The sequence below is a fragment of the Micromonospora sp. NPDC005203 genome (genome assembly GCF_042872705.1).
GTDB lineage: Bacteria > Actinomycetota > Actinomycetes > Mycobacteriales > Micromonosporaceae > Micromonospora.
The window spans coordinates 653,966-679,595 of the sequence record NZ_JBIAKV010000002.1; the positions used below are offsets into that span (position 1 = coordinate 653,966).

Sequence of the window (25,630 nt, forward strand, 5' to 3'; positions counted from 1 at the left end):
GACGTCCACCACGACGACGGCAGGCGGTTTCGTCTGCCGGTGACCCGGCCAGAGCGCTTCCCGGCCGGCTCGGGCGCACCCACCGCCATCGGGCTCAGAGGGGGCCGCGGCCGGCGCGGAGCAGCAGCAGGGCCAACTGGGTGCCGTCGGCACCGAGCGCGACGCGGAACCGTTCCAGGATCTTCCGCTCCCGGGAGAGCACCAGGCGCGTGCCGCCGGACGCCATCCGGGTCGCACCGACCTCCTGGGACAGGGCGGCCCGCTCCTGCCAGAGCGCGATCATGGCATTGTCGATCTCGTCGATCCGCTCCCTGATCTGCACGATCCGCGCCGAGGCGGTTGGTTCCTCGGTGCCAGTCCGTGCCTCGACCGGCGTGGCGTTGTCGACCGCCGCCGACGTGGGCACTGTCGCCTCGGTCCCGTTCGGCACCTGTTGCTCCGCCTCGGGCCGGGCCGGGCCGCCGCTCTGCTCCATCACGTCTGCCATCATCGGGTACCTCTCGCACTGTGGTGCCCGGTGCCCGGAACCCGGGACGGAAAAAGCCCCGGACTCCAGGAGCCCGGGGCTTTTTGCAGGTCAGAATTGATCAGGCGCGACCTACGGCAGCCGGACTCCCGGTGCCATAGTAAAAGTGGTAACGCGCAGCGATCACGCTGACGAGTATGCCGGCGCCGGCCGCGGCTGCGCAAGCGTCCAGGGCCCCTTGCCCGCGCCGCGGCCCAGCGGTCGGGGGAGTGTCCGACCGGCGGCATAGACTTGTCGGGCGATGCATCCTCTCTTCGACATTCCCGCGTCCCCGCCTGCGCCGGAGTCCGCGCCGGCCCGCCCGCACCGACCCGGGCCGGCCCCCGCGCGCCTCGATCCGCAGCAGTTGCTCGCCGGGCTCAACGGGCCTCAGCGCGACGCCGTCAGCCACGCCGGCTCGCCGCTGCTGATCGTGGCCGGCGCCGGATCCGGCAAGACCCGGGTGCTCACGCACCGGATCGCCTACCTGCTCGCCGCACGGGACGTGCACCCCGGTGAGATCATCGCGATCACCTTCACCAACAAGGCCGCCGGCGAGATGAAGGAGCGCGTCGCCGCGCTCGTCGGTCCGCGGGCGCGCCTGATGTGGGTGTCGACGTTCCACTCGGCCTGCGTGCGGATCCTGCGTGCCGAGCACGAGCACGCCGGCCTCAAGTCGACGTTCTCGATCTACGACGCGGACGACTCCCGCCGGCTGATGCAGTTGGTGACCCGCGAGTTGGACCTTGACCCGAAGCGCTACCCGGCGCGAGGGCTGGCGGCCCAGGTCTCCAACCTCAAGAACGAACTGGTCGATCCGGAGCAGTTCGCGGCACGGGCCACCGGCCCCAACGAGCGGGCGCTCGCCGAGGCGTACACGCTCTACCAGCGCCGGCTGCGTGAGGCGCACGCACTGGACTTCGACGACCTGATCATGACCACGGTGCACCTGCTCCAGTCCCACCCGCACGTCGCGGAGAGCTACCGTCGGCGCTTCCGGCACGTGCTGGTGGACGAATACCAGGACACCAACCACGCCCAGTACATCCTGATCAAGGAGCTGGTCTCCGGCACCGAGGGGGTGGAGCCGGCCGAGCTGTGCGTGGTCGGCGACGCCGACCAGTCGATCTACGCGTTCCGGGGCGCGACGATCCGCAACATCCTGGAGTTCGAGCGGGACTACACCGACGCGCGAACGATCCTGCTGGAGCAGAACTACCGCTCCACCCAGACCATCCTCAACGCGGCCAACGCGGTGATCGACCGCAACACATCCCGCAAGCCCAAGCGGCTGTGGAGCGAGGCCGGCGCCGGTGAGCAGATCGTCGGCTACGTGGCCGACACCGAGCACGCCGAGGCCGACTGGGTGGCCCGGGAGATCGACCGGCTGGTCGACGCCGACGAGACACGCCCCGGCGACGTCGCGGTCTTCTACCGCACCAACGCCCAGTCCCGCGTGTTCGAAGAGGTGTTCATCCGCATCGGCCTGCCCTACAAGGTGGTCGGCGGGGTGCGCTTCTACGAGCGCAAGGAGGTCCGCGACGCACTGGCGTACCTGCGTTCGGTGGTCAACGACGACGACACGGTGAGCCTGCGGCGGGTCCTCAACACCCCACGCCGGGGGATCGGCGACCGCGCCGAGGCGTGTGTCGAGGCGCTCTCCAGCCGGGACCGGATCTCGTTCGGCGCGGCGTTGCGCCGGGCCCGGGAGGCGCCGGGGATCTCCAGCCGGGCGGCCAACGGCATCGCCGACTTCGTGGCGCTGCTCGACGGCGCCCGCGAGCTGTCCGAGACCGGCACCCCGGAGGAGGTGCTGGAGGCGCTGCTGACCCGCTCGGGCTACCTCACCGAGCTGGAGGAGAGCCTGGATCCGCAGGACGCCGGTCGGGTGGACAACCTCCAGGAGTTGGTGAGCGTCGCCCGGGAGTACACCGAGCGGATCGAGTCGCAGGGCGAGGAGGGAGAGCGGGCCACCCTGGCCGGCTTCCTGGAGCAGGTGGCGCTGGTCGCCGACGCCGACCAGATCCCCTCCGACGACCCCGACCACCAGGGCGTGGTCACCCTGATGACGCTGCACACCGCTAAAGGGCTGGAGTTCCCGGTCGTCTTCCTGACCGGGCTGGAGGACGGCGTCTTCCCCCACCTGCGCTCGCTGGGCGACACCCGCGAGTTGGAGGAGGAGCGCCGGCTGGCGTACGTCGGCATCACCCGCGCCCGACAGCGGCTCTACCTGTCCCGCGCGGTGACCCGCTCGGCCTGGGGGCAGCCGTCCTACAACCCGCCGTCGCGGTTCCTGGAGGAGTTGCCGACCGAGCTGGTGCACTGGGAGCGCACCGAGGGGTCGTACACCTCGTGGGCCGGCGGGGGCGGCGGCGTCGGTGGCCGCGCGGACCGCGCGCCCGGCGCGCGTGGCAACTTCACCGGGGGTACGCCGAAGGCGGCCCAGTTGGCGCAGCGGCTCGGCGTGGACGCCAGCCGGCTGACCACGGCCAGTGAGTTGCCGCAGGGGCCGAAGGTATCGGCCGGCGACCGGGTCAATCACCAGCGGTACGGGTTGGGGCGGGTGCTCGCCGTCGAGGGGCACGGCCCGGGTGCCCGCGCGCAGATCGACTTCGGCGACCAGACGATGTGGCTGGTGCTCCGGCACGCCCCGGTCGACAAGCTCTGACCCACCCGGCTGGGTCGTCGCAGCGCCGAAGGTATACGGACGTGAACCAAGGTCTATTTCGCTCCCCGGACGTGGCCAGCGCCGCTTCCGGGCCGGATAGTGGACAGCGTGACCCTGGAGATCAGAGGTATCTCATACATCGCTGGCCATAGCTCCGGCGAGGCGGTGCGCCGGGACATGCATGCCATCCGCGAGACCCTGCACTGCACGACGGTGATGGTGATTGGCACCGATACCGGGGCGCAGATGGAAGCGGCGCGGAGCGCCCTGGACGTCGGGCTCGATGTCTACATCCGGCCGTATGTCGCCGACCGCCCGCGCCGCGAGGTTCTGGCCCATCTCACGGCGACGGCCACCGCGGCCGAGGAACTACGCGTCGAACACCCGGGTCGAGTCACGCTGCTGGTCGGCAGCGAGTTCTCCCTCACCTCCCCGGGGATGGTCCCGGGACCCCGTGTCTTCATCCGGCTGCAGGTGCTGGTGCGGTGGCGACGCTTCTTCGACCGCCGGATCACCCGCAAGCTCAACGCTCTGCTCGGCGCCGCCCTGCCCGTCGCCCGCGCCGCGTTCCACGGGCCGGTCACCTACGCCGCGGGCTTCTGGGAGAAGGTCGACTGGTCCGGCTTCGACCTCGTCGGCGTCAACCTCTACCGTTTCGGCCCCGACCCCGCCGCCTACCAGCAACGGCTGCGCGCCCTGCTGCACGAGGCGGATAAACCGGTGGTCATCACCGAGTTCGGATGCGGCGCCCACCTCGGTGCCGAGCGCCGCGGGCCCGGCTCGTTCCGGATCGTGAACTGGTTCGCCCAACCGCCCCAGGTCAGGGACGGACACGTACGCGACGAATCCACCCAGGCTGCGTACCTGGCCGAACTCATCGACCTCTACGCCGCACACGGTGTCCACGGCTGCTTCGTCTTCACCTTCGTCATGCCGGACTTCCCGCACCACCCGGACCCGCGTCGCGACCTGGACATGGCTGGCTTCGGCGTGGTGCGAATACCGTCCGATGACCCGTCCCGGTGGGAGCCGAAGGAAGCCTTCCACCAGGTGGCGCGGCGTTACGAGGCAGCCGAGCGCGGCGCCACCGCCAGCGGCACGGGCTGACCGATGGATCGCTGCCTCAGCAGCCCAGGTCCACGCCGTGCGAGCGCATGAACGGGGCCGGGTCGATCTGGTTCCACATGCCCTGGTGCACCTCGAAGTGCAGGTGCGGGCCGGTGGCGTCGCCGGTCGCGCCCTCGTAGCCGATGACCTGGCCGGCCTTGACCGCCTGCCCCACGGTGACCGCGATGCGGCTCTGGTGGGCGTAGTGGGTCAGGTATCCGTTGCCGTGATCGATGAAGACGGAGTTGCCGTACCCGTCGGAGGCGTCACCGGCCTGGGTCACGGTGCCGGCGGCCGCGGCGCGGATCGGCGTACCGGAGGGCAGCGCCAGGTCGATGCCGGCGTGCAGGGTGCCCCAGCGCTGCCCGTAGCAGGAGGTGACCTCGGCTCCCGGCATCGGGTTGACCCAGGCGGGCGTGGGCTTGGTGGTCTTCTTCGGCTTCGGCTTGGCCTTCGCGGCGGCCGTCTTCGCGGGGGCCGGGCTGGCGCTGGTCGCCGACGGGGTCGGTGTGGGGCTGACCGAGAGAGTGTCCGGGGTGCTCGACTCGCGAGTCGAGCGGTCGGCCCGGCTGGCGGCCTCGTTGCGGGACTGCGCGTCGAGGGAGACGGCGGCGGGTGCCGGCTGGTCGGTGCCGGTGGTGGCGACGACGACGCCACCGAGGCCGAGGGCGAGCAGAGCGGCGGCGCCGAGCACGATGAGGCGGTTGCGCCGACGGGGGAGTTCCGGCGGCCCGGTGGGAGCGGTGTCGCGGGTGTTCTCGTTCTGGACGGGGCTGTCTTCTTGCACGGCGGACCTTCACAGTCGAGGGGCACTTGACCTCGAAATACTGGTGTCGGGCCGGGTTGGAGGCGGGATGGGGACCGGAGGGCCGGGCGGTGGAGGGCGGCTCACCTGCCCGGATATGACCCGCTCTGCGGCGCTACGACCGGAAAAGTGATCATGCGATCCAGTGTCGCCGCTCACAATCTCCAGTGTGACCTGGGAGACATCGGCCAACGAAAAACCGCCCGGATCGACAGATCCGGGCGGTCAACGGTCGGTACGCAACGTCAGGAGCCGGCTACCTCGCTGTAAATTGCCTCGACTTGCAGCTTGATGTCCACTCCGCGGTCCTGCAGGAACGGCACCGGGTCCATCGGCTTGCCCTTGACATGGATCTCGAGGTGCAGGTGGGTGCCGTAGGCGTGACCCGTCTGGCCGACCAGGCCGAGCTGGTCGCCCGCCTTGATCTGCTGGCCTTCCTTGACGCTCACCGCGGAGGAGTGGCCGTAGATGGCCTCGCTGCCGTCGGCGTGCTGAACGATCACGGCGTTGCCGTACCCGCCGAACCAGCCGGCCTTGGTGACCAGGCCGTCATGGATCGCCACAAAGGGCGTGCCCTCGGCGGCGACCAGGTCGACGCCGGTGTGCATCTTGCCCCAGCGCATCCCGTAGGGGGAGTTGAAGTCGTAGCCCTGAAGCGGCAGCAGCCACACCTCGGGCTCGGCGCTGTCCTTGCTGCGGCTGTCCCGCGAGGCGCGGTCGGCGTTGTCGGCGCGGGCCTTCACGTCCTGGCTGGTGACCGACGCCTGCTTGAGCTCGTCGAGCACCTTCGGGCTGACGTCCTTGGCGTCCGGCAGGGCGCTGGCGCCGAGTGCGACGATGCCGGCCCCGACGAAAGCGGTGGTGACGACAGCGGCGTAACGGCTACGCGGTGGGGTGGGCACGCGGCGACGACCGCGATATCGATCGGGCTCAGACGACAGGCGCTGGCGCACGCACACCCTCCGTTGTCGGGGTTCCGAAGCGGCCGATGGACGTTCGTGAAGCTCCGATGAACGTCCGCTGACCGCGTCGTCACCCGTCCATGGACCTGATGACAACCGTGGACACGTTAGCCAACCACCAGAGGAGTCACAAGCTAGAGCGAGAAATTGGCGTGTCGATCTGTCCGTTTGCGTCCGTGATTGTCATGCATCGTGACGCCGAACGGTGCCCCAGATGCTGCCCGTTCGTCGCCGAGCGTGACCGGTCCGGCGGACTCGTCCGGCTTGACTGCGGGCGGCGCCGGGCCACGCCGGGGCGGCGCGGATAGCCTCGGTGCGACCACTCCCGGTCGGCAGCGGTCGCGGCGGGCACCTGCCGGGCGCGGAACCCGGATTTCCCGGGCCAGGCCCGCCGGGTTACCGTTCGTTCAGGTGAAGGCCGTGAAGCCGGTGAAAGGTGTGCGCTGATGAGCTCTCGAATTCGGGTCGTCGTCGCCAAGCCCGGTCTGGACGGCCACGACCGGGGAGCGAAGGTCGTCGCGCGCGCACTGCGCGACGCTGGGATGGAGGTCGTCTACACCGGCCTGCACCAGACCCCTGAGCAGATCGTGGAGACCGCCATCCAGGAGGACGCCGACGCGGTCGGCCTGTCCGTCCTCTCCGGCGCGCACATGACGTTGTTCCGGCGGGTGCTGGAACTGCTCGGCGAGCGGGACGCCCGCGACATCGTCGTGTTCGGCGGCGGCATCATTCCGAAGGGCGACCTTCCCGAGCTGGAAAAGCTGGGCGTCGCGAAGATCTTCACGCCGGGCGCCACCACTCAGGCGATCGTCGAGTGGGTCCGAGAGAACGTCGCGCAGCCGGTTTCCTGAGGCTCGCCGCGACGGTCGGCTTCCGGCGACCGGATTTGGGCACGGGGGAGGGGCCGGACGCACCCCTCACACGTCCGGCCCCTCTATGCACGATGCCCCGCCGCCACCCCTCGACCGACAGGGCATCGGCCGTATCCCGTCTTTGCGCTGCTCAGCGCTCCGACATCTGACTCAACGACGCCCTCGCGGCCGGGTTACGCCACCGGGGCAACATCGCCCGGACGGTGGATGCGGACCGGGTCGTGGTCGGAAACCGGCCGCTCCCGATGTCCGGTTGTGCATTACCGCACACCACGCACCCGCTCGGTTGCCGGCGGTGCCGACCTCGCTAGGCTGCGGCCAATGGCCTGTTTCAACTGATGACAGGCGTCAAACTGTTTTTGAACGCTGGTGGCGGCGCGACGGCGCGCCGCGGAGACGGGACGGGACGCGCAATCGTGGACCTGTACGAGTACCAGGGGCGGGACCTGTTCGAGCGGCACGGCTTGCCCGTGTTGGCCGGCGGCGTCGCCACTACCCCGGAAGAGGCCCGTGCGATCGCCGACCGCCTCGGCGGTCGCGTGGTCGTCAAGGCGCAGGTGAAGGTCGGTGGCCGCGGTAAGGCCGGCGGCGTCAAGCTGGCCGAGGGCGCCGAGGAGACGGTGGCCCGTGCCACCGACATCCTCGGCATGGATATCAAGGGCCACACCGTCCACAAGGTCATGATCACGGTGACCGCGGACGTGGCCGAGGAGTACTACTTCTCGTACCTGCTCGACCGGGCGAACCGCACCTTCCTCTGCATCGCCAGCGTGGCCGGCGGCATGGACATCGAGCAGGTCGCCGCCGACACCCCCGACAAGGTGGTGAAGGCCCCGATCGACGCCGTCAAGGGCGTGGACGAGGCCAAGGCTCGCGAGATCGTGACCGCCGCCGGCTTCCCGGCCGAGGTCGCCGACCAGGTGGTCGAGATCGCCGTCGGCCTGTGGCAGGCGTTCGTCGCCGAGGACGCCACCCTGGTCGAGGTCAACCCGCTCGCCAAGAACGGCGACGGCCGGATGCTGCTGCTCGATGCCAAGATCAGCCTGGACGAGAACGCCGGGTTCCGGCACCCGGACCACGAGGCGCTCGTGGACCAGGCCGCCGTGGACCCGCTGGAGCAGGCCGCCAAGGCCAAGGACCTCAACTACGTCAAGCTCGACGGCGAGGTCGGCATCATCGGCAACGGCGCGGGTCTGGTCATGTCGACCCTCGACGTCGTCGCGTACGCCGGTGAGCGGCACGGCAACGTCAAGCCGGCCAACTTCCTCGACATCGGCGGCGGCGCGAGCGCCGCGGTGATGGCGAACGGGCTGGAGATCGTGCTCTCCGACCCGGCCGTGAAGAGCGTCTTCGTCAACGTCTTCGGCGGCATCACCGCCTGCGACGAGGTCGCCAACGGCATCATCCAGGCGCTGGCCCTGCTGGAGCAGCGCGGGGAGCAGGTCACCAAGCCGCTCGTCGTCCGTCTCGACGGCAACAACGCCGAGGCTGGCCGGGCGATCCTGGACGGCGCGAACAACCCGCTCGTGCAGCGGGTGGACACCATGGACGGTGCGGCCGAGCGGGCCGCCGAGCTGGCAGCTGCGGGGGTCTGATCATGGCTATCTGGCTGACCAAGGACTCGAAGGTCATCGTTCAGGGGATGACCGGTTCCGAGGGTTCCAAGCACACCCGGCGGATGCTCGCCGCCGGCACGAACGTGGTGGGCGGCGTCAACCCGCGCAAGGCGGGCCAGACCGTCGACTTCGATGGCACCGAGCTGCCGGTCTTCGCGTCGGTCGCGGACGCGATGGCCGAGACCGGGGCCGACGTCACGGTCATCTTCGTGCCGCCGCAGTTCACCAAGGCCGCCGTGGTCGAGGCGATCGACGCCGCGATCGGCCTGGCCGTGGTGATCACCGAGGGCGTTCCGGTGCACGACACCGCGTCCTTCTGGGCGTACAACGTGTCCAAGGGTGAGCAGACCCGGATCATCGGGCCGAACTGCCCCGGCATCGCCTCGCCCGGCGCGTCCAACGCCGGCATCATCCCGGCCGACATCACCGGCTCCGGCCGGATCGGCCTGGTCAGCAAGAGCGGCACGCTGACCTACCAGATGATGTACGAGCTGCGCGACATCGGCTTCTCCACCTGCGTCGGCATCGGCGGCGACCCGATCATCGGGACCACCCACATCGACGCCCTGGCGGCGTTCGAGGCCGACCCGGAGACCGACGCCATCGTGATGATCGGTGAGATCGGTGGCGACGCCGAGGAGCGGGCCGCCGAGTTCATCAAGGCGAACGTCACCAAGCCGGTGGTCGGCTACATCGCCGGCTTCACCGCCCCGCCCGGCAAGACCATGGGTCACGCCGGGGCGATCATCTCCGGCTCGGCCGGCACCGCCGAGGCGAAGCAGGCGGCGCTTGAGGCGGTCGGCGTCAAGGTCGGCAAGACGCCGACCGAGACCGCCAAGCTGATGCGGGAGATCATGTCCGGCAACTGAGCCGGCCAGACACAGCGAAGGGGGTCGACCGGTCACGGTCGACCCCCTTCGGCGTACGCGTGTTCCTCGCTCGTCAGTCGTTGTTCCAGAACGGGTAGTTGCCGGTCGCCCGCAGGATCGCACCGCCGATAATGTTGATCACGCCGAACACGATGGCGAGGTAGCCCAGCAGCGGGGACTGCCCGTACCGGCGGGCGTCCCGGATCGACAGGTAGCCGAAGATGATGCCCAGGATGCCGCAGCAGATCAGCCCCAGCACGATGCCCAGCACACCCCAGAGCGTGGTCCGGTCCCGTCCCCGGGCCGGTGGGGGCGGGGGTGGCGGGTATGGCGTCGTCACAGCTTCCTCCGGGCGGTCGTGGACGGCGAGCCGGCCGGACCGCGACCGGCGGACCCGACCCGGGCGGTGGCGACTCGCGCCCCCTCTGGCCGAGGCTAGACCGGACCGGGTCGCCGGGGCCCTGGTTCGGTCAACTCGTCGCCCTCCGGACGGGTTAACGGACTGCCACCGCCTTCCCGACGTGCCAGAGTAGAGCGGATGTCCCCCGTCACCCCTGACCGTCCCAGCCGTCCCGGCGGTGTGCGCGCCGACGACCGGCCGGTCGACCGTGCCGCGCCGGCCCGACGGGTGCCCGCGCCCCACTCGGGCGGGACGCCACGCGGGCGTGCGCCGCTGCCCGTCGCCGCCGGGGTGGCCGCCTGCTGGGCCGCGCTCACCTCCTACCTGCCGGTCGCCATCGTGCTCGGCCTGGTTCAACTCGGCACGGATTCCAGCACTCTGACCAACACCCTGCGTACCGCGCTGGCCGGGTGGCTGCTCGGGCACGGCGTGCCGCTGCACACCGCGTCCGGTCCGCTGGGGCTCGCCCCGCTGGCGCTGACCGTGCTGGCGCTGTGGCGGCTGACCCGGGCCGGCGTGCACGTCAGCCGCGCGATCGGCGCCCGCGACACCCGCTCGCCGCGACGGGCGCTGCTCGCCGCGGGCTCGGTCGGCATCGCGTACGCGCTGCTCGGCGCGCTCGCGGCGGTGCTGATCGGCGCCAACGGACCGGATGTGTCAGTGGTCCGGGCCGGAGTGACCTTCGCGGCGGTCGGCACCCTCGCCGCGCTGGTCGGCGCGACCCGCGTCACCGCCGTGACCCGGCTGCTCGTCACCCGGGTGCCAGCCCCGGTGCGCGACGGCGTGCGCAGTGGTCTGGTGGCCGGGCTGCTGCTGCTCGGCGCGGGTGCCGGGGCGGCGGGCCTGGCGGTGGCCACCGGCGGCGGCGACGCGGCCGACATGATCGGCGCGTACCGGACCGGGGTCGCCGGGCAGGCCGGGATCACCCTGGTCAGCGCCGCGTACGCGCCGAACGCGGCGATCTGGTCGGCCAGCTACCTGCTGGGGCCGGGTTTCGCGGTCGGCATCGACACCGCGGTCCGCACCAGCGAGGTGTCGGTCGGCGCGTTGCCGGCCGTGCCACTTCTCGCCGGTCTGCCGCGAGGTCCGGTGGACGGTCTCGGCGCTCTCCTGCTCGCGGTGCCCGTGCTGGCCGGGATGGTCGCCGGCTGGTTGCTCGCCCGCCGGGTGGCTCGACTCGCCGGGCCGGAGCGGGCCCCGCAGCGCTGGGCCGAGGTGCTGGTGCCGGCGGCGCTGGCCGGGCCGGTGGCCGGAGTGTTGCTCGGCGTGGCCGCCGCGGTGTCCGGCGGGTCGCTCGGCGCCGGCCGGCTGGCGCTGGTCGGGCCGGTGGGCTGGCAGGTCGGAGCGGTGGCGGCAGGTGTGATCGCGGTCGGCGCACTGCTCGGTGCCGCGGCCACCCGAGCGCTCACCCGCGCCCCGGCCCAGTAGGGGCGCTCAGCCCTGCCCCGGCCCAGTAGGAGCGCTCACCCGCGCCCCGGCCCGGGAGGCCAGGCCCCGGCCGCGTCCTCGTGCGGGTGAACGAGCGCGGGGCGCCCCGGACGAATCCGGAGCGCCCCGTCGACAGCGAGCCTGGTCAGGGCTGGCCGGGCAACGTCACCTGTGCCACGACGGACACGATGATCACAACGATGCCGAGCCCGACGGCGACCGCGCCGCAGATCAGGCCGGCCTTGGCCTGCCCGGCGTTGCTGGCCTGGCCCTGGGCGACCTTCTTCCGGGCGAGGTAACCGGTGACCACTGCCGCGATGCCGACCGGGATGCCCAGGGAGAAGCAGCAGAGCAGCGGGATCGCCGCGATACCGAGGATCATCGACACCAGGCCGAGGGTGTTGTTCTGCCCCTGCGCCTGCGGGTACCCGGCGTTCGGGTACCCGGGGGCGCTGCCGTACTGGGGCTGCTGCTGGCCGTACGGGTCCTGGTACGCCGGCGGCTGACCGTACGGCTGGCCCGAGGTGGGCTGCTGGCCGTACGGGGGCTGCGGTGCGCCGTACGGGTCCTGCTGACCGTAGGGCTGGCCGGAGGTGGGCTGCTGGCCGTACGGGGGCTGCGGTGCGCCGTACGGGTCCTGCTGACCGTAAGGCTGGCCGGAGGTGGGCTGCTGGCCGTACGGGGCGGCGGGCGGCGGGGGTGCGGTCGGGTCCTGGTTGGGCTGCTGGCCGTACGGGTCCTGACCGGGGTTACCGGGCTGCATTCGAAGAGCTCCTTGGACTGGTTCCGTCAGTTACTGCTGTGTGTTTCCATCCATGATCGCGTTCAGTCCTCCCGATGCCCAGTGCGGCAACCGGTAGACATTCTTCCCGAAGCGCAGGAAAAGGCAGTTCTTGCTCAACTCCGCGGGTCGGGCCAGCGCCGTGGCGCGGGTGGCGGGACGTTCGGCCCGAGCGAGCGGCAGCGTACCGGGTCGATGCACGTCGACGCTGTCGAAGATCGGCGCACCGCCCAGCGGAGGGGCATCCTGACCTGCCCGATAGGGTGACCCGGTGACCGAGCCCGCGCCTGTCGCCCGCATCGTCGTCCTCATCTCCGGCTCCGGGAGCAACCTTCAGTCGCTGCTGGATGCCGCCGCCGACCCCGCGTACGGCGCACAGGTCGTCGCGGTCGGCGCGGACCGCGACGGCATCGCGGGCCTGGACCGGGCCGACGCGGCCGGGGTGCCGACCTTCGTCGAGCGGGTCCGCGACCACGGCACCCGGGAGGACTGGGACGCCGCGCTCACCGCGCACGTCACGAAGCACCAACCCGACCTGGTCATCTCCGCCGGCTTCCTCAAGCTGGTCGGCCCGCACTTCCTCGCCGCCTTCGGTGACCGCTACCTGAACACCCACAACACCCTGCTGCCGGCGTTTCCCGGCATCCACGGTCCGCGGGACGCCCTCGCCTACGGCGTGAAGCTCACCGGGGCCACCCTCTTCTTCGTCGACGCCGGCATGGACACCGGGCCGATCGTCGCGCAGGTCGCGGTGCCGGTGCTCGACGACGACGACGTCGACACGCTCACCGAGCGCATCAAGGAAGCCGAGCGGCGCCAGCTCGTCGAGCAGGTCGGTCGCCTGGTCCGCGAAGGCTGGACCATCACCGGAAGGAAGGTCACGGTTCCGTGAGTCCCACTCAGGACGGGCGCCGCCCGATCAGGCGGGCGCTGGTCAGCGTCTACGACAAGACCGGGCTGGTCGAGCTGGCCCAGGCCCTGCACGCGGCCGGCGTGGAGATCGTGTCCACCGGCAGCACGGCGGGCACCATCGCCGCCGCCGGGGTGCCGGTGACGCCGGTGGAGACGGTGACCGGATTCCCCGAGGTGCTCGATGGTCGGGTGAAGACCCTGCACCCCAAGGTGCACGCGGGTCTCCTCGCCGACAGACGCAAGGACACGCACGTGGCGCAGCTCGACGAGCTGGGGGTGGCGGCGTTCGACCTGCTGGTCTCCAACCTCTACCCGTTCCAGGCGACCGTCGCGTCCGGCGCCGGCGTCGAGGAGTGCGTGGAGCAGATCGACATCGGTGGCCCGGCCATGGTGCGGGCCGCCGCCAAGAACCACGCCTCGGTCGCTGTGCTCACCGACCCGGCCGGTTACCCGGCGCTGCTCGGTGCGCTCAGCGAGGGTGGCTTCACCCTGGCCCAGCGTCGGGCGCTGGCCGCCCGGGCGTTCGCCGACATCGCCGAGTACGACGTCGCGGTGGCCCAGTGGTGTGCCCAGGAGCTGGCGCCAGCCGACGACTCCTGGCCGCAGTTCGCGGGGCTGGCGCTGCGCAAGTCGACCGCGCTGCGGTACGGCGAGAACCCGCACCAGCCGGCGGCTCTCTACACCGACCCGGACGCCCCCGCCGGGCTGGCCCAGGCCGAGCAGCTGCACGGCAAGGAGATGTCGTACAACAACTACGTCGACGCGGACGCCGCCTGGCGGGCCGCGAACGACTTCGCCGACCAGCCGGCGGTGGCGATCATCAAGCACGCCAACCCGTGCGGCATCGCGGTGGGCGCGGACGTGGCCGAGGCGCACCGTAAGGCGCACGCCTGCGACCCGGTGTCGGCGTACGGCGGGGTGATCGCGGTCAACCGGCCGGTCTCGGTCGAGCTGGCCCGGCAGGTCGCCGACATCTTCACCGAGGTCGTGGTCGCGCCCGGCTTCGACGAGGGTGCGGTCGAGGTGCTGCAGGGCAAGAAGAACATCCGGCTACTGCGGGCGCCGGCCTGGACCCCGGCGCTCGTGGAGGTGCGGCAGGTGACCGGAGGCGTACTGGCCCAGGTCGCCGACCGGGTGAACGCCCCCGGCGACGACCCGGCGAACTGGCAGTTGGCGACCGGCGAGGCTGCCGACGAGGAGCTGTTGCGGGACCTCGCGTTCGCCTGGCGGGCGGTCCGCGCAGTGAAGAGCAACGCGATCCTGCTCGCCAAGGACGGCGCCACTGTCGGCGTCGGCATGGGTCAGGTCAACCGGGTCGACTCGGCGCAGCTCGCGGTCACCCGTGCCGGTGCCGACCGGGCCCGGGGCTCGGTCGCCGCCTCGGACGCGTTCTTCCCGTTCGCCGACGGCCCGCAGATCCTCCTCGACGCCGGCGTCCGCGCCATCGTGCAGCCGGGAGGCTCCATCCGCGACGAAGAGGTCATCGAAGCGGCCAAAAAGGCGAACGTGACGATGTACCTAACGGGAACCCGCCACTTCTTCCACTAAGCCCACCCCCGCCGGCCCCGCCGGGCTGCCTCAAGCGTTGATCATGGAGTTGTTGTCCCGACACGGTCGGACCGGCAATAACTCCATGATCAACAGCGACCGGCGACCGGCGACCGGCGAGGCCGGTCCGGCCGGTCGGGTTAGGCCGGGAGGGTTGGGCGGAGTTCCGCGAAGTGGCAGGCCGACGGGTGCGGGTCGGCTGCTCTCGGGACCGTTTGCGGGTCTTGGGTGGCGCAGATGTCCTGGGCCTTCCAGCACCGCGTCCGGAAGTGGCATCCACTCGGCGGGTCGGCCGGGCTCGGCACGTCGCCGACCAGCCGGATCATGTTGCGCTGATCGCGGGCCTCCGGGTCCGGCACCGGCACCGCAGAGAGCAGAGCCTGGGTGTACGGGTGGGTGGCCCGCTCGTAGATCTCGTCCTCGGTGCCGATCTCCACGATCCGGCCGAGGTACATCACCGCCACCCGGTCGGCGATGTGCCGCACCACGGACAGGTCGTGGGCGATGAAGATGTACGAGAGCCCCAACTCGTCCTGGAGCTGCTTCAGCAGGTTGATCACCTGAGCCTGGATGGAGACGTCCAGCGCCGACACCGGCTCGTCACAGACGATCACCTCGGGCCGCAGGGCGAGCGCGCGGGCGATGCCGATGCGCTGCCGCTGGCCGCCGGAGAACTGGTGCGGGTACCTGTTGATGTGCTCCGGGTTGAGCCCGACCAGGTCGAGCAGCTCCTGGACCCGCTTGGCCTTGCTGCCCTTCGGCGCGGCATCCGTGTGGATCTCGAACGGCTCGCCGATGATGTCGCCGACGGTCATCCGCGGGTTCAGCGACGTGTACGGGTCCTGCATCACCATCTGCATGTTGCGGCGTACCCGACGCAGCTCGCCCCCGGAGGCCTTGAACAGGTCGCGACCTTCCAGGGTGGCCCGGCCGGAGGTGGGCGTCTCCAGCCGCATCAGCAGTCGGGCGAGGGTGGACTTGCCGCAGCCGGACTCACCGACCACACCCAGCGTCTCGCCCCGACGCAGCTCGAAGCTCACCCCGTCGACGGCCTTGACCGCGCCGATCTGCCGCTGGAACAGAACGCCCTGAGTGATCGGGAAGTGCTTCACCAGGTTGTCGACGGAGAGGATCGTCTCGCCGCGGACCTTCGTGGGGTTAGCGGGGGACGCTGTCATCACGGACCTCCTGCGCGAAGTGGCAAGCGCTGGTCCGGCCGTCGCCGAGGACCAGGTCGTGCGGTACGACGTCCACGCAGACCTGCTGGACGTACGGGCACCGGGGGTGGAACGGGCAGCCGGACGGGATCCGCATCAGGTTCGGCGGCAACCCCTTGATCGTCGACAGTTCCGCGCCGCGGACGTCGAGGCGCGGGATCGACTCCAACAAACCCTTGGTGTACGGGTGGGCGGGTGCCTTGTACAGCGAGCGGACGTCGGCGTGTTCGACGATCCGGCCGGCGTACATGACCGCGATCCGGTCCGCGACACCGGCGACCACACCCAGGTCGTGGGTGATCAGGATCATCGCCATGTTGCGTTCCCGGCGCAGGTCGGCCAGCAGGTCCATGATCTGGGCCTGGACCGTCACGTCGAGCGCGGTGGTCGGCTCGTCGGCGATCAGCACCTTCGGGTCCAACGCCAGCGCCATGGCGATCATGACGCGCTGCCGCATGCCGCCGGAGAACTGGTGCGGGTAGTCCCCGATCCGCTTGGCTGCCCCCGGGATCTTGACGAGGTCCATCAGCTCGATGGCGCGACGTCGGGCGTCGGACCGGGACATGCCGGCGCGCTGACGCAGCGTCTCGCCGATCTGCCAGCCGACCGGGAACACCGGGTTCAGGGCGGAGAGCGCGTCCTGGAAGATCATCGCGATCTCCTGGCCGCGGATCTGCCGGCGCTGTTCCTCGGAGCGGGTGAGCAGGTCCTGACCCTGGTAGAGGATCTGCCCGGAGCGGACGAACGCCGGCGGGGTGTCCAGGATGCCCATGATCGCCTGGGCGGTGACGGACTTGCCCGAGCCGGACTCGCCGAGCACGGCAAGCGTCTCGCCGGCGTCCAGGTGGTAGGAAACGCCGTTGATCACCCGGGCGACGCCCTCGTTGGTGCGGAACTCGACGTGCAGGTCCCGCAGTTGCAGCAGGTGGCCGCCCTCGGGCGTGGCGGAGGCGGGCGTCGGTTGAACGGTCATGGCTGTGCCTGCCTTTCGCTCGCGACCGCGGGGCTCGCTTGACTCACTCCTCGCGCTCGCATGAGTCACCGCAGCTTCGGGTCGAAGGCGTCACGGATCGCGTCGCCGAGCATGATGAACGCCAGCACGGTCAACGCGAGGAATGCCGACGGGACGATCAGCGGTGTGGCCGCCTCCCGCATGTGGATACGGCCGGTGTCGATGTCCTGACCCCACGAGATGGTCGGGGCCTTCAGGCCGATGCCCAGGAAGGACAGCGTCGCCTCGGCCGCGATGAACGAGCCCAGCGCGATGGTCAGCACAACGATGACCGGGGCCAGCGAGTTCGGCAGGATGTGCCGCCACATGATCCGGCTGTTGCCGGCGCCGAGCATCCGGGCCGCCGAGACGTAGTCCTGCTCCTTGGCGGTGATCACCGAGGACCGGACCACGCGGGCGGCGGTGGTCCAGCCGAGCAGGGCCAGCACGAAGACGACAGCGCCGATCCGGGCCCACTGGCTGTCGCTGGACACCCGCTTGAGCAGCACAATCGCGGCCAGCAGCAGCGGGATGCCGAGCACCACGTCGATCACCCGGGACAGCACCGCGTCGACCCAGCGGCCGAAGTAGCCGGCGAGCATGCCGATCACCAGCGCGATGATCCCGGTGCCGAGCGCGGCGAGCGCACCGACCAGCAGCGAGGCGCGGGTGCCGTAGACCGCCCGGGAGTACGTGTCGCAACCCTGGAAGTCGTACCCGAAAATGGCCCCGCCGGACGGCCCGGCGTGCTGCCGGGAGAGCAGGCAGTCGTTCGGGTTGTTGGCGGTGAACACCCCGGGGAACAGCGCCATCAGGGTGAAGATCACGACAAGCGCCAGCGAGATCCAGAAGATCGGGTTGCGGCGCAGATCGCGCCAGGCGTCCCCGGCCAGGCTGCGGGGCTTGTTCGCGGCGCCGACCTGGTTGGGTGTGCCCGGCTCACCTGAGGGGCCACGCCGCGCGGCCTGGTTCTCGCTGGCCGCCACAGTCTCAAAGTCACTCATGCCCGCACCTCGCTGCGCTCGGCGCGGGCATGCGAGCCCAGGCACGCTGCCCTGACGATTCGTTCGCTGCGCTCACTCATAGCGGATCCTCGGATCGAGTACGGCGTACAGGACGTCCACCACCAGGTTCGAGACCAGGTAGACCACGACGAGCACGCTGACGATGCCCACCACCAGGGGGCCGTCCTCGGTGCGGATGCCGCGGAAGAGGTTGAAGCCCACGCCGGGGATGTTGAAGACGCCCTCGGTGATGATCGCGCCGCTCATCAGGTTGCCCAGTTCCACACCGAGGAAGGTGACCACCGGGATGAGCGAGTTGCGCAGCACGTGGACGACGACGATGCGGCGCTTGACCAGGCCCTTGGACCGGGCGGTCCGGACGTAGTCGGCGCGCAGGTTCTCCGCCACCGAGGCCCGGGTGAGCCGCAGCGCGGTGGCCAGCGACAGCGAGCCGAGCACGATGCCCGGCAGGAGGAGTGCGTAGAACGTCGGGTCGGAGCCGGCGGTGGGTGGGAAGAGTTGCCACCTGACGCCCAGGAAGTACTGCGCCAGCGGTGCCAGCACGATGGTCGGGATGCCCAGCACCAGCAGGGTGAGCACCAGCGTCGAGTTGTCGAAGATGCTGGCCCGGCGGATGCCGGCGAGCACACCGGCGGTGACCCCGAAGATGATCGCCACAGCGAGCGCGATGAGCGCCAGCCGGACGGTGACCGGCCAGGCCTGCTGGAGGATGTCGCCGATGTTCCGACCGGTGAGCGACTCGCCCAGGTCGCCCTGGAGCAGGTTCTTCACGTAGTCGAAGTAGCGGTAGAAGAAGCCGCCGACGCCGGTGGCGTCCAGGTGGTACCTCTCGGTCAGGTACGCCCGTTGGGCCGGCGTCACCGGCCGCTCACCGGCGAGCGCCTGGATGGGGTCGCCCTGCCCGGCGAATGTCAGCGCGTAGACGATCAGGGTGGTCCCGAAGAACGCCAGGACCATCTGCAGTAGGCGCCGCAAGATGTAGCGGAACATGCTTAGCAGTCTCTCCGGAAATGTGCGAAAGGGTCGCAGGACGGCATCTCTGGTCGTACCCGAAATATCTCCAGACGTGCCGTCCGGCCCGGGGAAGCCGGCACCACCGACGCCGGGCCGCTCCTGCTACCCGGCCCGGTGGTGCGGTCGGGCCACCCGGGCATCGCCCGGGTGGCCCACACCATGGTCAGCTCAGCTGGCCGCTTCGATCTTGACGAGGTTGACTCGCTGGAACAGGTCCATCTGCACGTTCTTGACCTTGGTCGAGTGACCGAACACGTTCTCGCCGAAGCGGAGCGGGATCACCGGCATGTCCTTGGCCAGGATGTCCTCCGCCTGCTGGTACTTGGCAATCGCCTCGTCCTGCGTCTTGGCGGCGGAACCCTCCTTGACCAGCCTGTCGAAGTCCTTGTTGCTGTAGCCGTAGTAGTTCGACGAGCCGTTCGTGCTGTACAGCGGGCCGAGGTAGTCCTCCATGGTCGGGTAGTCCATGACCCAACCCATCCGGAACGCACCCACCGGCTGCTTCTTCTCGACCTTGGTGAGCAGGTCGGCGAACTTCGGCTCGGCCGAGCCGACGGCGTCCACACCCAGGTTGGCCTTGAGCTGGTTGACCGTGGCGTCGACCCAGTCCTTGTGACCGCCGTCGCCGTTGTAGGAGATGACGATCTTCTTCGGGCCGCCCGCGGCCTGGTAGAGCTTCTTGGCCTCGGTCGGGTTGAACTCGCCGGCCTTGCCCGCGGTGTTCTCCCGGTAGCCGGGCAGGACCGGCGAGACGAAGGAGCGCGCCGACGTCTGCGAGCCCTTGAAGACCGACTTGGTGATCTCGTCACGGTCGATCGCCATCGAGATGGCCTTGCGCACGTCCGGGTTGGCGTAGTCCTTGTCGAACGTCGGGAACGCGAGGAACTGGAACGACGACATCGGGCTGGTCTGGTACCTGTCGCCCAGGTCGCTCGGCGCGGTGCTCAGGCTCTCGGTCGGGATCGTCGGCAGCACGTCCAGGTTGTCCGCCTGGACGTCCGCGTAGGCCGCGGTGAGCTGCTGGTAGATCCGGAACTCGATGTCCTTGACCTTGGGCTTCTCACCCGGGTACGCGTCATAGCGCTCGACGTCGATCTTGCTGTCGTGCTGCCAGGTGCCCTTCATCTTGAAGGGGCCCTGCCCGATCGGCGCCTGCTCGTAGGAGTCCTTGAGCACGCCCGGGGCCGAGAACGCGGCGTCCGGCATCGGGTAGAACGCGTTGTAGCCCAGAGTCGTCTTGAAGTCGATGTACGGCTCGGACAGCGTCGCGGTGAAGGTGAGGTCGTCGACCTTCTTCAGGCCGGACATCTCCTTGGCCTTCGGCGCCTTGCCCTGCAGGTCGGCGTAGCCAGCGATCTTCTCGAAGAAGTAGTTGCTGTCCTGACCGTTGGGGGCGTACGCGCCGTAGTTCCAGGCGTTGATGTAGTTCTGGGACGTGACCTTCTCACCGTTGTGGAAGGTGAAGCCGTCCTTGAGCTTGATCGTCCAGACCTTGTTGTCGGACGAGGTGATCGACTGGGCGGCGACCTCGTACGGCTTGTTCTGGGCGTCGTAGTCGACGAGCGGGCTGAACAGGCCGGCGATCACCTGCGACCCGGACGTCTCGGTGGTGTTGGTGGGAACCAGGTGCTTCGGCTCGCCGATCTGGATGCTGACCGCCGAATTGCCGCTGCCGCTGGATCCACCGTCTCCGCCGCTGCCGCAGGCCGCGAGGCCCAGCGTCACCGCGAGCGGGAGGGCGGTCCAGGCGGCGAGTCTACGAACTCGCATTGAGCCTCCTCATCTCCTCACGCTGCGCAGTCAGGCCCGACGCTGGGTTACGCTGCGCAACAAGCGGCAACGGTAGGTCAGCGACCGGCTGTCGGCAACGAGGCGGTTGCGAGTGGGTAACGGTCCGGCACGGCGGGGCTTGTCGAAGGCCGTTCGAGCTGCTAGCGGATTTCGGTAAAAACGTCCTCCACCTGCGAGTGTTCGGCCGGTCAAAGCGCCCACTGGGTCGGCATCGGTCAGCCTGGCACTCTCTCGACCCGCCGTCCGGTACCTGCCGTCCCTCGTCGCCGTGTCTGGTTCGACAGTGACCGAATCCACGATGTGGTGACTGAAAGTGACTAGCGCCACGTGACGGAAAGTCACAAGCGATCGCCGGTGTCGGGACCCGCGCCACCGGAGGTCGTCCGAACGCCGCAGCGGTGGCCGTGAGACGATCAGGGGGTGACGGCGACGCTTCTGGACGGCAAGGCAACCGCGGCGGAGATCAAGGACGAGCTGCGGATACGGGTGAAGGCACTCGCGGAACGCGGCATCACCCCCGGGCTCGGCACGGTCCTGGTCGGGGCGGATCCGGGCAGTCAGGCGTACGTCAACGGCAAGCACCGCGACTGCGCCGAGGTCGGTATCGCCTCGATCCGGCGGGAGTTGCCCGCCGACGCCACCCAGCAGCAGGTCGACGACGTGCTGGCCGAGCTGAACGCCGACCCGGCGTGCCACGGCTACATCGTCCAGCTGCCGCTGCCGGCCCACCTCGACACCCAGCGGGTGCTGGAATCGATCGACCCGGACAAGGACGCCGACGGCCTGCACCCGGTCAACCTGGGCCGGCTGGTGCTCGGCTACGACGGCCCGCTGCCCTGCACTCCGCGCGGCATCGTCGAGTTGCTCCGCCGCCACGACGTGGCCCTGCGCGGCGCCACCGTGGCCGTGGTCGGTCGGGGCAACACCGTTGGTCGGCCGCTCGGCCTGCTGCTCACCCGCCGCAGCGAGAACGCCACGGTCACCCTGTGCCACACCGGCACCCTCGACCTCGCCTCGCACACCCGGGCCGCCGACATCGTCATCGTCGCCGCCGGCGTACCGGGGCTGCTCACCGCCGACATGATCAAGCCGGGCGCGGTGGTGGTCGACGTCGGTATCACGCGGGTGATCGGCGCGGACGGCAAGGGCCGCTACACCGGCGACGTGGACCCGGAGGTGACCGAGACGGCCGGCGCCCTGGTCCCCATGCCCGGCGGTGTCGGGCCGATGACCCGGGCCATGCTGCTCACCAACGTCGTCGAGCGCGCCGAGCGCGGCTGACCCAGACGTCCGCAGCGCCGAACCAGGACGGCGGTGACGTTCGCCCCATCCCGGCGATGGCCGCCGCCCCTGGCCTGATCGGTGCCAGGATGACTGATACGGTCCGGAAAACCGACTGGTATCAGGGAGTGGGACGACCATGGGTAAGAAGGTCACTGTCGTCGGGGCTGGCTTCTACGGCTCCACCACCGCACAGCGCCTGGCCGAGTACGACGTCTTCGACACCGTAGTGATCACCGACATCGTGGAGGGCAAGCCCGCGGGCCTCGCGCTCGACCTCAACCAGTCCCGGGCCATCGAAGGCTTCGAGACCAAGGTCGTCGGTGTCACCACCGGCCCCAACGGTGAGGGCTACGAGCAGATCGAGGGCTCCGACGTCGTCGTGATCACCGCTGGTCTGCCGCGCAAGCCCGGCATGAGCCGGATGGACCTGCTGGAGACCAACGCCAAGATCGTTCGTCAGGTCGCCGAGAACGTGGCCAAGTACGCCCCGAACGCCGTCGTCATCGTGGTCTCCAACCCGCTGGACGAGATGACCGCGCTGGCGCAGCTCGCCACCCAGTTCCCGAAGAACCGGGTGCTCGGCCAGGCCGGCATGCTCGACACCGCCCGGTTCAGCAACTTCGTCGCCGAGGCCCTGAACGTGCCGGTGGCGTCGGTACGCACGCTGACCCTGGGCTCGCACGGCGACACCATGGTCCCGGTCCCGTCGAAGAGCACCGTCAACGGCAAGCCGCTGCGTGACGCGATGCCCGCCGAGCAGATCGAGGAACTGGTCGTCAAGACCCGCAACGGTGGCGCCGAGGTGGTCGCGCTGCTCAAGACCGGTTCGGCGTACTACGCCCCGTCCGCCGCCGCGGCCCGGATGGCGAAGGCCGTCGCCGAGGACTCCGGCGAGGTCATGCCGGTCTGCGCGTGGGTCGACGGTGAGTACGGCATTTCCGGTGTCTACCTCGGTGTCGAGGCCGCGATCGGCGCCGAGGGCGTCAAGCGGGTCGTCGAGACCGACCTGGACGCCGACGAGCGCGCCAGCCTCCTGGCGGCCGCCGAAGCCGTCCGCGCCAAGCAGGGCGACGTCTCCAGCATGTAGTTCCCCGCTCCACCGCACGAAGGGCGCGCCGGCCTCGCTGGCGCGCCCTTCGCCGTCCCCCCAGTCCCCAACCCGGGCCCGCCCCACGCCCATCCAGCAGGTTGATCAAGAGGTTTGCGTCAGGAATCGCGGTTCTGGTGACGCGAACCTCTTGATCAACCGCAGAAGTGGGCGGGACCTGGGGTGGGGTGAGGGGCTCGGGGTGGGCAGCAACTTTGGGGAAGGTGCTGTCTCCGGGGCTCGGGAGGCAGCAGGTTCACCGATGTTGGGCTGATCTTCGGCCAAGGTCGTGCTCGATCCTTGTTGTAGTGGTCTCCTCAGCTCGCGATGCCGCTATATCCAGGATCGAGGGCGATCTTGGTTTCCCCGCCGGGTGGTCACACGGTGGTGAAGGGGGTGGACAGGTGGGGGGTGGCCAGGAGGGTGGGGGAGTGGGTGCTCAGGGTGGTCAGTCGGGAGGTGCGGGCTCGTTCCGGGTCCTCCTCGTGGGCGTACGCCAGCTCGGGGTCGACCAACTGCACCATGTGCACCAGCAGGTCGCCGGTGAGCAGCAGCCGCTCGTCGGCGGAGGTCACCAGCACCGACTGGTGGCCGGGCGTGTGGCCGGGAGTGGAGAGCAGGCGTACCGCCGGGGTGAGGGTGGTCTCGCCGTCGACCACCCGGAGCTGACCCGCGGCGCGCAACGGCGCGACCAGGCTGGCCGGCAGGGCCGGGTTGAGAGTCTCCGCCGCGTCGAGGTCGGCCTGCTGCACCAGGTAGCTCGCGTTCGGGAAGTACGGCCGGCCGGGGGTGCCGGTCACGGCCCAGCCGATGTGGTCGGTGTGCAGGTGGGTGAGCACGACGGTGTCGACGTCCGCGGGGTCGATGCCGGCGGCGGCCAGCTCGGTGGGCAGACGCCCCGGCACGGGCGCCCAGCTCGCGGCCAGTGAGTCGGCCGGGCCGATGCCGGCGTCGACAAGGGTGACCGGCCCGTCCCCGGAACGGATCGCGAAGCTGCGAAACGGCAGCCACCACTGCCCGTCGGCGGTCGCCGCCCCCGGGTCGCGTCGGTCGGCCTCCCGCCAGTGGGCCGCTGTGGCGTGCGGAAACGCCTCGGTGCGCGGTTGGAAGAAAGCCCCCTCGGCGTCGATGAGCGCGGTGACCGTGATAGACCCGAGGGTGCGGCTCAGTGGCATCCGGCGATGGTGCCAGGGAATTCTGTGCCGTGCAGCCCGCTCCCACCGGCCGACCGAGGCCGGGTGGGGGTTGCCCGGCCAATTGCAGTACGCTCGTACTGCTTGAGCACGTGTCCCCCGAGAGGAGCGCCGGCCGATGGCGAAGATCAAGGTAAACAACCCGGTCGTAGAACTCGACGGCGACGAGATGACCCGGATCATCTGGAAGCAGATCCGGGAGCAGCTGATCCTGCCCTACCTCGACGTCGACCTGCACTACTACGACCTGTCGATCCAGCACCGCGACGAGACCGACGACCAGGTCACCGTTGACGCCGCCAACGCCATCAAGGAGCACGGCGTCGGCGTCAAGTGCGCGACCATCACCCCGGACGAGGCCCGGGTCGAGGAGTTCGGCCTGAAGAAGATGTGGCGGTCGCCCAACGGCACCATCCGCAACATCCTCGGCGGCGTCGTCTTCCGTGAGCCGATCATCATGTCCAACGTGCCGCGGCTGGTCCCCGGCTGGACCAAGCCGATCATCATCGGCCGGCACGCCCACGGTGACCAGTACAAGGCCACCGACTTCGTCGTCCCCGGCCCGGGCACGGTGACCATCACCTACACCCCGGCCGACGGCGGCGCCCCCATGGAGATGGAGGTCGCCAACTTCCCCGGCGGCGGCATCGCCATGGGCATGTACAACTACGACGAGTCGATCCGGGACTTCGCCCGGGCCTCGTTCCGGTACGGGCTGGACCGCAACTACCCGGTCTACCTGTCCACCAAGAACACCATCCTCAAGGCGTACGACGGCCGGTTCAAGGACATCTTCGCCGAGGTGTTCGAGACCGAGTTCAAGGACGAGTTCGCCGCTGCCGGCATCACCTACGAGCACCGGCTCATCGACGACATGGTCGCCGCCGCGCTCAAGTGGGAGGGTGGCTACGTCTGGGCCTGCAAGAACTACGACGGTGACGTGCAGTCCGACACCGTCGCGCAGGGCTTCGGCTCGCTGGGTCTGATGACCTCCGTCCTGCTCTCCCCGGACGGTCGTACCGTCGAGGCCGAGGCCGCGCACGGCACGGTCACCCGGCACTACCGGCAGTACCAGAAGGGTGAGAAGACGTCGACGAACCCGATCGCGTCGATCTACGCCTGGACCCGGGGGCTGGCCCACCGCGGCAAGCTGGACGGCACCCCGGCGGTCACCGAGTTCGCCAACACGCTGGAGCAGGTCATCGTCGACACCGTCGAGGGCGGCCAGATGACCAAGGACCTGTCGCTGCTCATTTCGCGCGACGCCCCGTGGCTGACCACCGACGAGTTCATGAACGCGCTCGACGAGAACCTGGCCCGCAAGATCGCCGCCTGATCCAGGCGTACCGCATGATCGGAGCCCGCCGGCGTCTCAGCCGGCGGGCTTCGGCGTGTCCGGCGCTGACGCGACGGGTGGCGTCACCGCCGTCGGCGCGCCTCGTTGACCAGGATGGACGAGATGCCAGTCGCGTCCGAGGAAGGTTGACCACGGTCGACCCGCGGCACCCGTGCGCCGATCAGCCAGCCTTCCCGGCTGTGCCGTGCACAGCCAGCC

22 protein-coding genes are annotated in these 25,630 nt (G+C 70.1%); 11 read left to right on the forward strand and 11 right to left on the reverse strand.

The window, feature by feature from the left end; translation table 11 throughout:
• Positions 1-94: 94 nt before the first annotated feature.
• Positions 95-490 carry a chorismate mutase gene (locus ACFYPM_RS08345; RefSeq protein WP_387192552.1) on the reverse strand — a complete coding sequence of 132 codons (396 nt, stop codon included), beginning with the start codon at positions 488-490 and terminating at the stop codon, positions 95-97.
• A gap of 277 nt (positions 491-767) precedes the next feature.
• On the opposite strand from ACFYPM_RS08345, the gene pcrA reads away from it, so the two are divergent.
• Together pcrA and ACFYPM_RS08355 are read left to right on the forward strand one after the other, a co-directional pair.
• On the forward strand, positions 768-3,173 hold the full coding sequence (pcrA, locus tag ACFYPM_RS08350; RefSeq protein WP_357378002.1) for a DNA helicase PcrA: 2,406 nt from the start codon (positions 768-770) through the stop codon (positions 3,171-3,173).
• A gap of 177 nt (positions 3,174-3,350) precedes the next feature.
• Positions 3,351-4,280 carry a hypothetical protein gene (locus ACFYPM_RS08355; RefSeq protein WP_387192555.1) on the forward strand — a complete coding sequence of 310 codons (930 nt, stop codon included), beginning with the start codon at positions 3,351-3,353 and terminating at the stop codon, positions 4,278-4,280.
• Between the two features lie 16 nt (positions 4,281-4,296).
• Here the strand turns inward: ACFYPM_RS08355 and ACFYPM_RS08360 are convergent, their stop codons facing one another.
• The gene (locus ACFYPM_RS08360; protein ID WP_387192558.1) at positions 4,297-5,067 is read right to left on the reverse strand and encodes a M23 family metallopeptidase; all 771 of its coding nucleotides are present in this window, start codon (positions 5,065-5,067) and stop codon (positions 4,297-4,299) included.
• 263 nt (positions 5,068-5,330) lie between these two features.
• Positions 5,331-6,038 carry a M23 family metallopeptidase gene (locus ACFYPM_RS08365; protein ID WP_357247047.1) on the reverse strand — a complete coding sequence of 236 codons (708 nt, stop codon included), beginning with the start codon at positions 6,036-6,038 and terminating at the stop codon, positions 5,331-5,333.
• 455 nt (positions 6,039-6,493) lie between these two features.
• On the opposite strand from ACFYPM_RS08365, the gene ACFYPM_RS08370 reads away from it, so the two are divergent.
• From ACFYPM_RS08370 to sucD, 3 genes are all read left to right on the forward strand, one after another.
• Positions 6,494-6,898, forward strand: coding sequence for a cobalamin B12-binding domain-containing protein (locus ACFYPM_RS08370; protein ID WP_387192562.1), 405 nt, complete (start codon positions 6,494-6,496; stop codon positions 6,896-6,898).
• 437 nt (positions 6,899-7,335) lie between these two features.
• Positions 7,336-8,514, forward strand: coding sequence for an ADP-forming succinate--CoA ligase subunit beta (sucC, locus tag ACFYPM_RS08375; RefSeq protein ID WP_387192565.1), 1,179 nt, complete (start codon positions 7,336-7,338; stop codon positions 8,512-8,514).
• A gap of 2 nt (positions 8,515-8,516) precedes the next feature.
• Complete coding sequence (gene sucD / locus ACFYPM_RS08380) at positions 8,517-9,404, forward strand: succinate--CoA ligase subunit alpha (RefSeq protein ID WP_357247041.1); 888 nt, start codon at positions 8,517-8,519, stop codon at positions 9,402-9,404.
• Between the two features lie 73 nt (positions 9,405-9,477).
• On the opposite strand, the gene ACFYPM_RS08385 is transcribed toward sucD, so the two are convergent.
• Positions 9,478-9,744 (reverse strand): DUF4190 domain-containing protein, encoded by a 267-nt coding sequence (locus ACFYPM_RS08385; RefSeq protein WP_179780945.1) that lies wholly within the window; start codon positions 9,742-9,744, stop codon positions 9,478-9,480.
• A gap of 198 nt (positions 9,745-9,942) precedes the next feature.
• Between ACFYPM_RS08385 and ACFYPM_RS08390 the strand changes: the two genes are divergently transcribed.
• A complete protein-coding gene (locus ACFYPM_RS08390; RefSeq protein WP_387192569.1) occupies positions 9,943-11,232 on the forward strand; it encodes a DUF6350 family protein in 1,290 nt (429 codons plus the stop codon).
• Positions 11,233-11,377: 145 nt separating this feature from the next.
• Here ACFYPM_RS08390 and ACFYPM_RS08395 read toward each other — a convergent pair whose 3' ends face one another.
• Entirely contained in the window at positions 11,378-11,995 is a 618-nt protein-coding gene (locus ACFYPM_RS08395; RefSeq protein ID WP_387192573.1) for a DUF4190 domain-containing protein, read from the reverse strand.
• 289 nt (positions 11,996-12,284) lie between these two features.
• On the opposite strand from ACFYPM_RS08395, the gene purN reads away from it, so the two are divergent.
• Both purN and purH read left to right on the forward strand, forming a co-directional pair.
• Positions 12,285-12,905, forward strand: a complete 621-nt coding sequence (purN, locus tag ACFYPM_RS08400; RefSeq protein ID WP_387192576.1) for a phosphoribosylglycinamide formyltransferase — start codon at positions 12,285-12,287, stop codon at positions 12,903-12,905.
• Positions 12,902-14,473 carry a bifunctional phosphoribosylaminoimidazolecarboxamide formyltransferase/IMP cyclohydrolase gene (gene purH, locus ACFYPM_RS08405; RefSeq protein ID WP_387192579.1) on the forward strand — a complete coding sequence of 524 codons (1,572 nt, stop codon included), beginning with the start codon at positions 12,902-12,904 and terminating at the stop codon, positions 14,471-14,473. Before purN ends, purH begins: the two co-directional genes overlap by 4 nt.
• A gap of 140 nt (positions 14,474-14,613) precedes the next feature.
• Here purH and ACFYPM_RS08410 read toward each other — a convergent pair whose 3' ends face one another.
• The 5 genes from ACFYPM_RS08410 to ACFYPM_RS08430 all read right to left on the reverse strand — a co-directional run bounded on the left by ACFYPM_RS08410 (position 14,614) and on the right by ACFYPM_RS08430 (position 20,490).
• Positions 14,614-15,651, reverse strand: coding sequence for an ABC transporter ATP-binding protein (locus tag ACFYPM_RS08410; RefSeq protein ID WP_387192582.1), 1,038 nt, complete (start codon positions 15,649-15,651; stop codon positions 14,614-14,616).
• Complete coding sequence (locus ACFYPM_RS08415; RefSeq protein WP_387192585.1) at positions 15,632-16,663, reverse strand: ABC transporter ATP-binding protein; 1,032 nt, start codon at positions 16,661-16,663, stop codon at positions 15,632-15,634. The genes ACFYPM_RS08410 and ACFYPM_RS08415 overlap by 20 nt, the downstream gene beginning before the upstream one ends.
• A gap of 65 nt (positions 16,664-16,728) precedes the next feature.
• Positions 16,729-17,685 (reverse strand): ABC transporter permease, encoded by a 957-nt coding sequence (locus ACFYPM_RS08420; protein ID WP_387192588.1) that lies wholly within the window; start codon positions 17,683-17,685, stop codon positions 16,729-16,731.
• A gap of 72 nt (positions 17,686-17,757) precedes the next feature.
• A complete protein-coding gene (locus ACFYPM_RS08425; RefSeq protein WP_387192591.1) occupies positions 17,758-18,696 on the reverse strand; it encodes an ABC transporter permease in 939 nt (312 codons plus the stop codon).
• 192 nt (positions 18,697-18,888) lie between these two features.
• Positions 18,889-20,490 (reverse strand): ABC transporter substrate-binding protein, encoded by a 1,602-nt coding sequence (locus ACFYPM_RS08430; RefSeq protein WP_387192594.1) that lies wholly within the window; start codon positions 20,488-20,490, stop codon positions 18,889-18,891.
• 441 nt (positions 20,491-20,931) lie between these two features.
• On the opposite strand from ACFYPM_RS08430, the gene ACFYPM_RS08435 reads away from it, so the two are divergent.
• Positions 20,932-21,792, forward strand: coding sequence for a bifunctional methylenetetrahydrofolate dehydrogenase/methenyltetrahydrofolate cyclohydrolase (locus tag ACFYPM_RS08435; protein WP_357247009.1), 861 nt, complete (start codon positions 20,932-20,934; stop codon positions 21,790-21,792).
• Positions 21,793-21,931: 139 nt separating this feature from the next.
• On the forward strand, positions 21,932-22,882 hold the full coding sequence (locus tag ACFYPM_RS08440) for a malate dehydrogenase (RefSeq protein WP_357247006.1): 951 nt from the start codon (positions 21,932-21,934) through the stop codon (positions 22,880-22,882).
• A gap of 377 nt (positions 22,883-23,259) precedes the next feature.
• Here the strand turns inward: ACFYPM_RS08440 and ACFYPM_RS08445 are convergent, their stop codons facing one another.
• A complete protein-coding gene (locus ACFYPM_RS08445) occupies positions 23,260-24,057 on the reverse strand; it encodes an MBL fold metallo-hydrolase (RefSeq protein ID WP_387192597.1) in 798 nt (265 codons plus the stop codon).
• Positions 24,058-24,193: 136 nt separating this feature from the next.
• Here ACFYPM_RS08445 and ACFYPM_RS08450 point away from each other — a divergent pair, with 136 nt between their 5' ends.
• Positions 24,194-25,411 (forward strand): NADP-dependent isocitrate dehydrogenase, encoded by a 1,218-nt coding sequence (locus tag ACFYPM_RS08450; protein WP_357247000.1) that lies wholly within the window; start codon positions 24,194-24,196, stop codon positions 25,409-25,411.
• Positions 25,412-25,630: the final 219 nt, after the last annotated feature.

Excerpts from the sequence above, each read along its gene's own strand:
- ACFYPM_RS08425 (WP_387192591.1), bottom strand. The coding sequence starts at position 18,696 with ATGTTCCGCTACATCTTGCGGCGCCTACTGCAGATGGTCCTGGCGTTC.
- pcrA (WP_357378002.1), top strand. The coding sequence starts at position 768 with ATGCATCCTCTCTTCGACATTCCCGCGTCCCCGCCTGCGCCGGAGTCC.
- ACFYPM_RS08440 (WP_357247006.1), top strand. The coding sequence starts at position 21,932 with ATGGGTAAGAAGGTCACTGTCGTCGGGGCTGGCTTCTACGGCTCCACC.
- ACFYPM_RS08415 (WP_387192585.1), bottom strand. The coding sequence starts at position 16,663 with ATGACCGTTCAACCGACGCCCGCCTCCGCCACGCCCGAGGGCGGCCAC.
- ACFYPM_RS08395 (WP_387192573.1), bottom strand. The coding sequence starts at position 11,995 with ATGCAGCCCGGTAACCCCGGTCAGGACCCGTACGGCCAGCAGCCCAAC.
- ACFYPM_RS08430 (WP_387192594.1), bottom strand. The coding sequence starts at position 20,490 with ATGCGAGTTCGTAGACTCGCCGCCTGGACCGCCCTCCCGCTCGCGGTG.
- ACFYPM_RS08410 (WP_387192582.1), bottom strand. The coding sequence starts at position 15,651 with ATGACAGCGTCCCCCGCTAACCCCACGAAGGTCCGCGGCGAGACGATC.
- ACFYPM_RS08345 (WP_387192552.1), bottom strand. The coding sequence starts at position 490 with ATGATGGCAGACGTGATGGAGCAGAGCGGCGGCCCGGCCCGGCCCGAG.
- sucD (WP_357247041.1), top strand. The coding sequence starts at position 8,517 with ATGGCTATCTGGCTGACCAAGGACTCGAAGGTCATCGTTCAGGGGATG.
- ACFYPM_RS08390 (WP_387192569.1), top strand. The coding sequence starts at position 9,943 with ATGTCCCCCGTCACCCCTGACCGTCCCAGCCGTCCCGGCGGTGTGCGC.
- ACFYPM_RS08450 (WP_357247000.1), top strand. The coding sequence starts at position 24,194 with ATGGCGAAGATCAAGGTAAACAACCCGGTCGTAGAACTCGACGGCGAC.
- ACFYPM_RS08420 (WP_387192588.1), bottom strand. The coding sequence starts at position 17,685 with ATGAGTGACTTTGAGACTGTGGCGGCCAGCGAGAACCAGGCCGCGCGG.
- ACFYPM_RS08370 (WP_387192562.1), top strand. The coding sequence starts at position 6,494 with ATGAGCTCTCGAATTCGGGTCGTCGTCGCCAAGCCCGGTCTGGACGGC.
- ACFYPM_RS08355 (WP_387192555.1), top strand. The coding sequence starts at position 3,351 with ATGCATGCCATCCGCGAGACCCTGCACTGCACGACGGTGATGGTGATT.
- ACFYPM_RS08445 (WP_387192597.1), bottom strand. The coding sequence starts at position 24,057 with ATGCCACTGAGCCGCACCCTCGGGTCTATCACGGTCACCGCGCTCATC.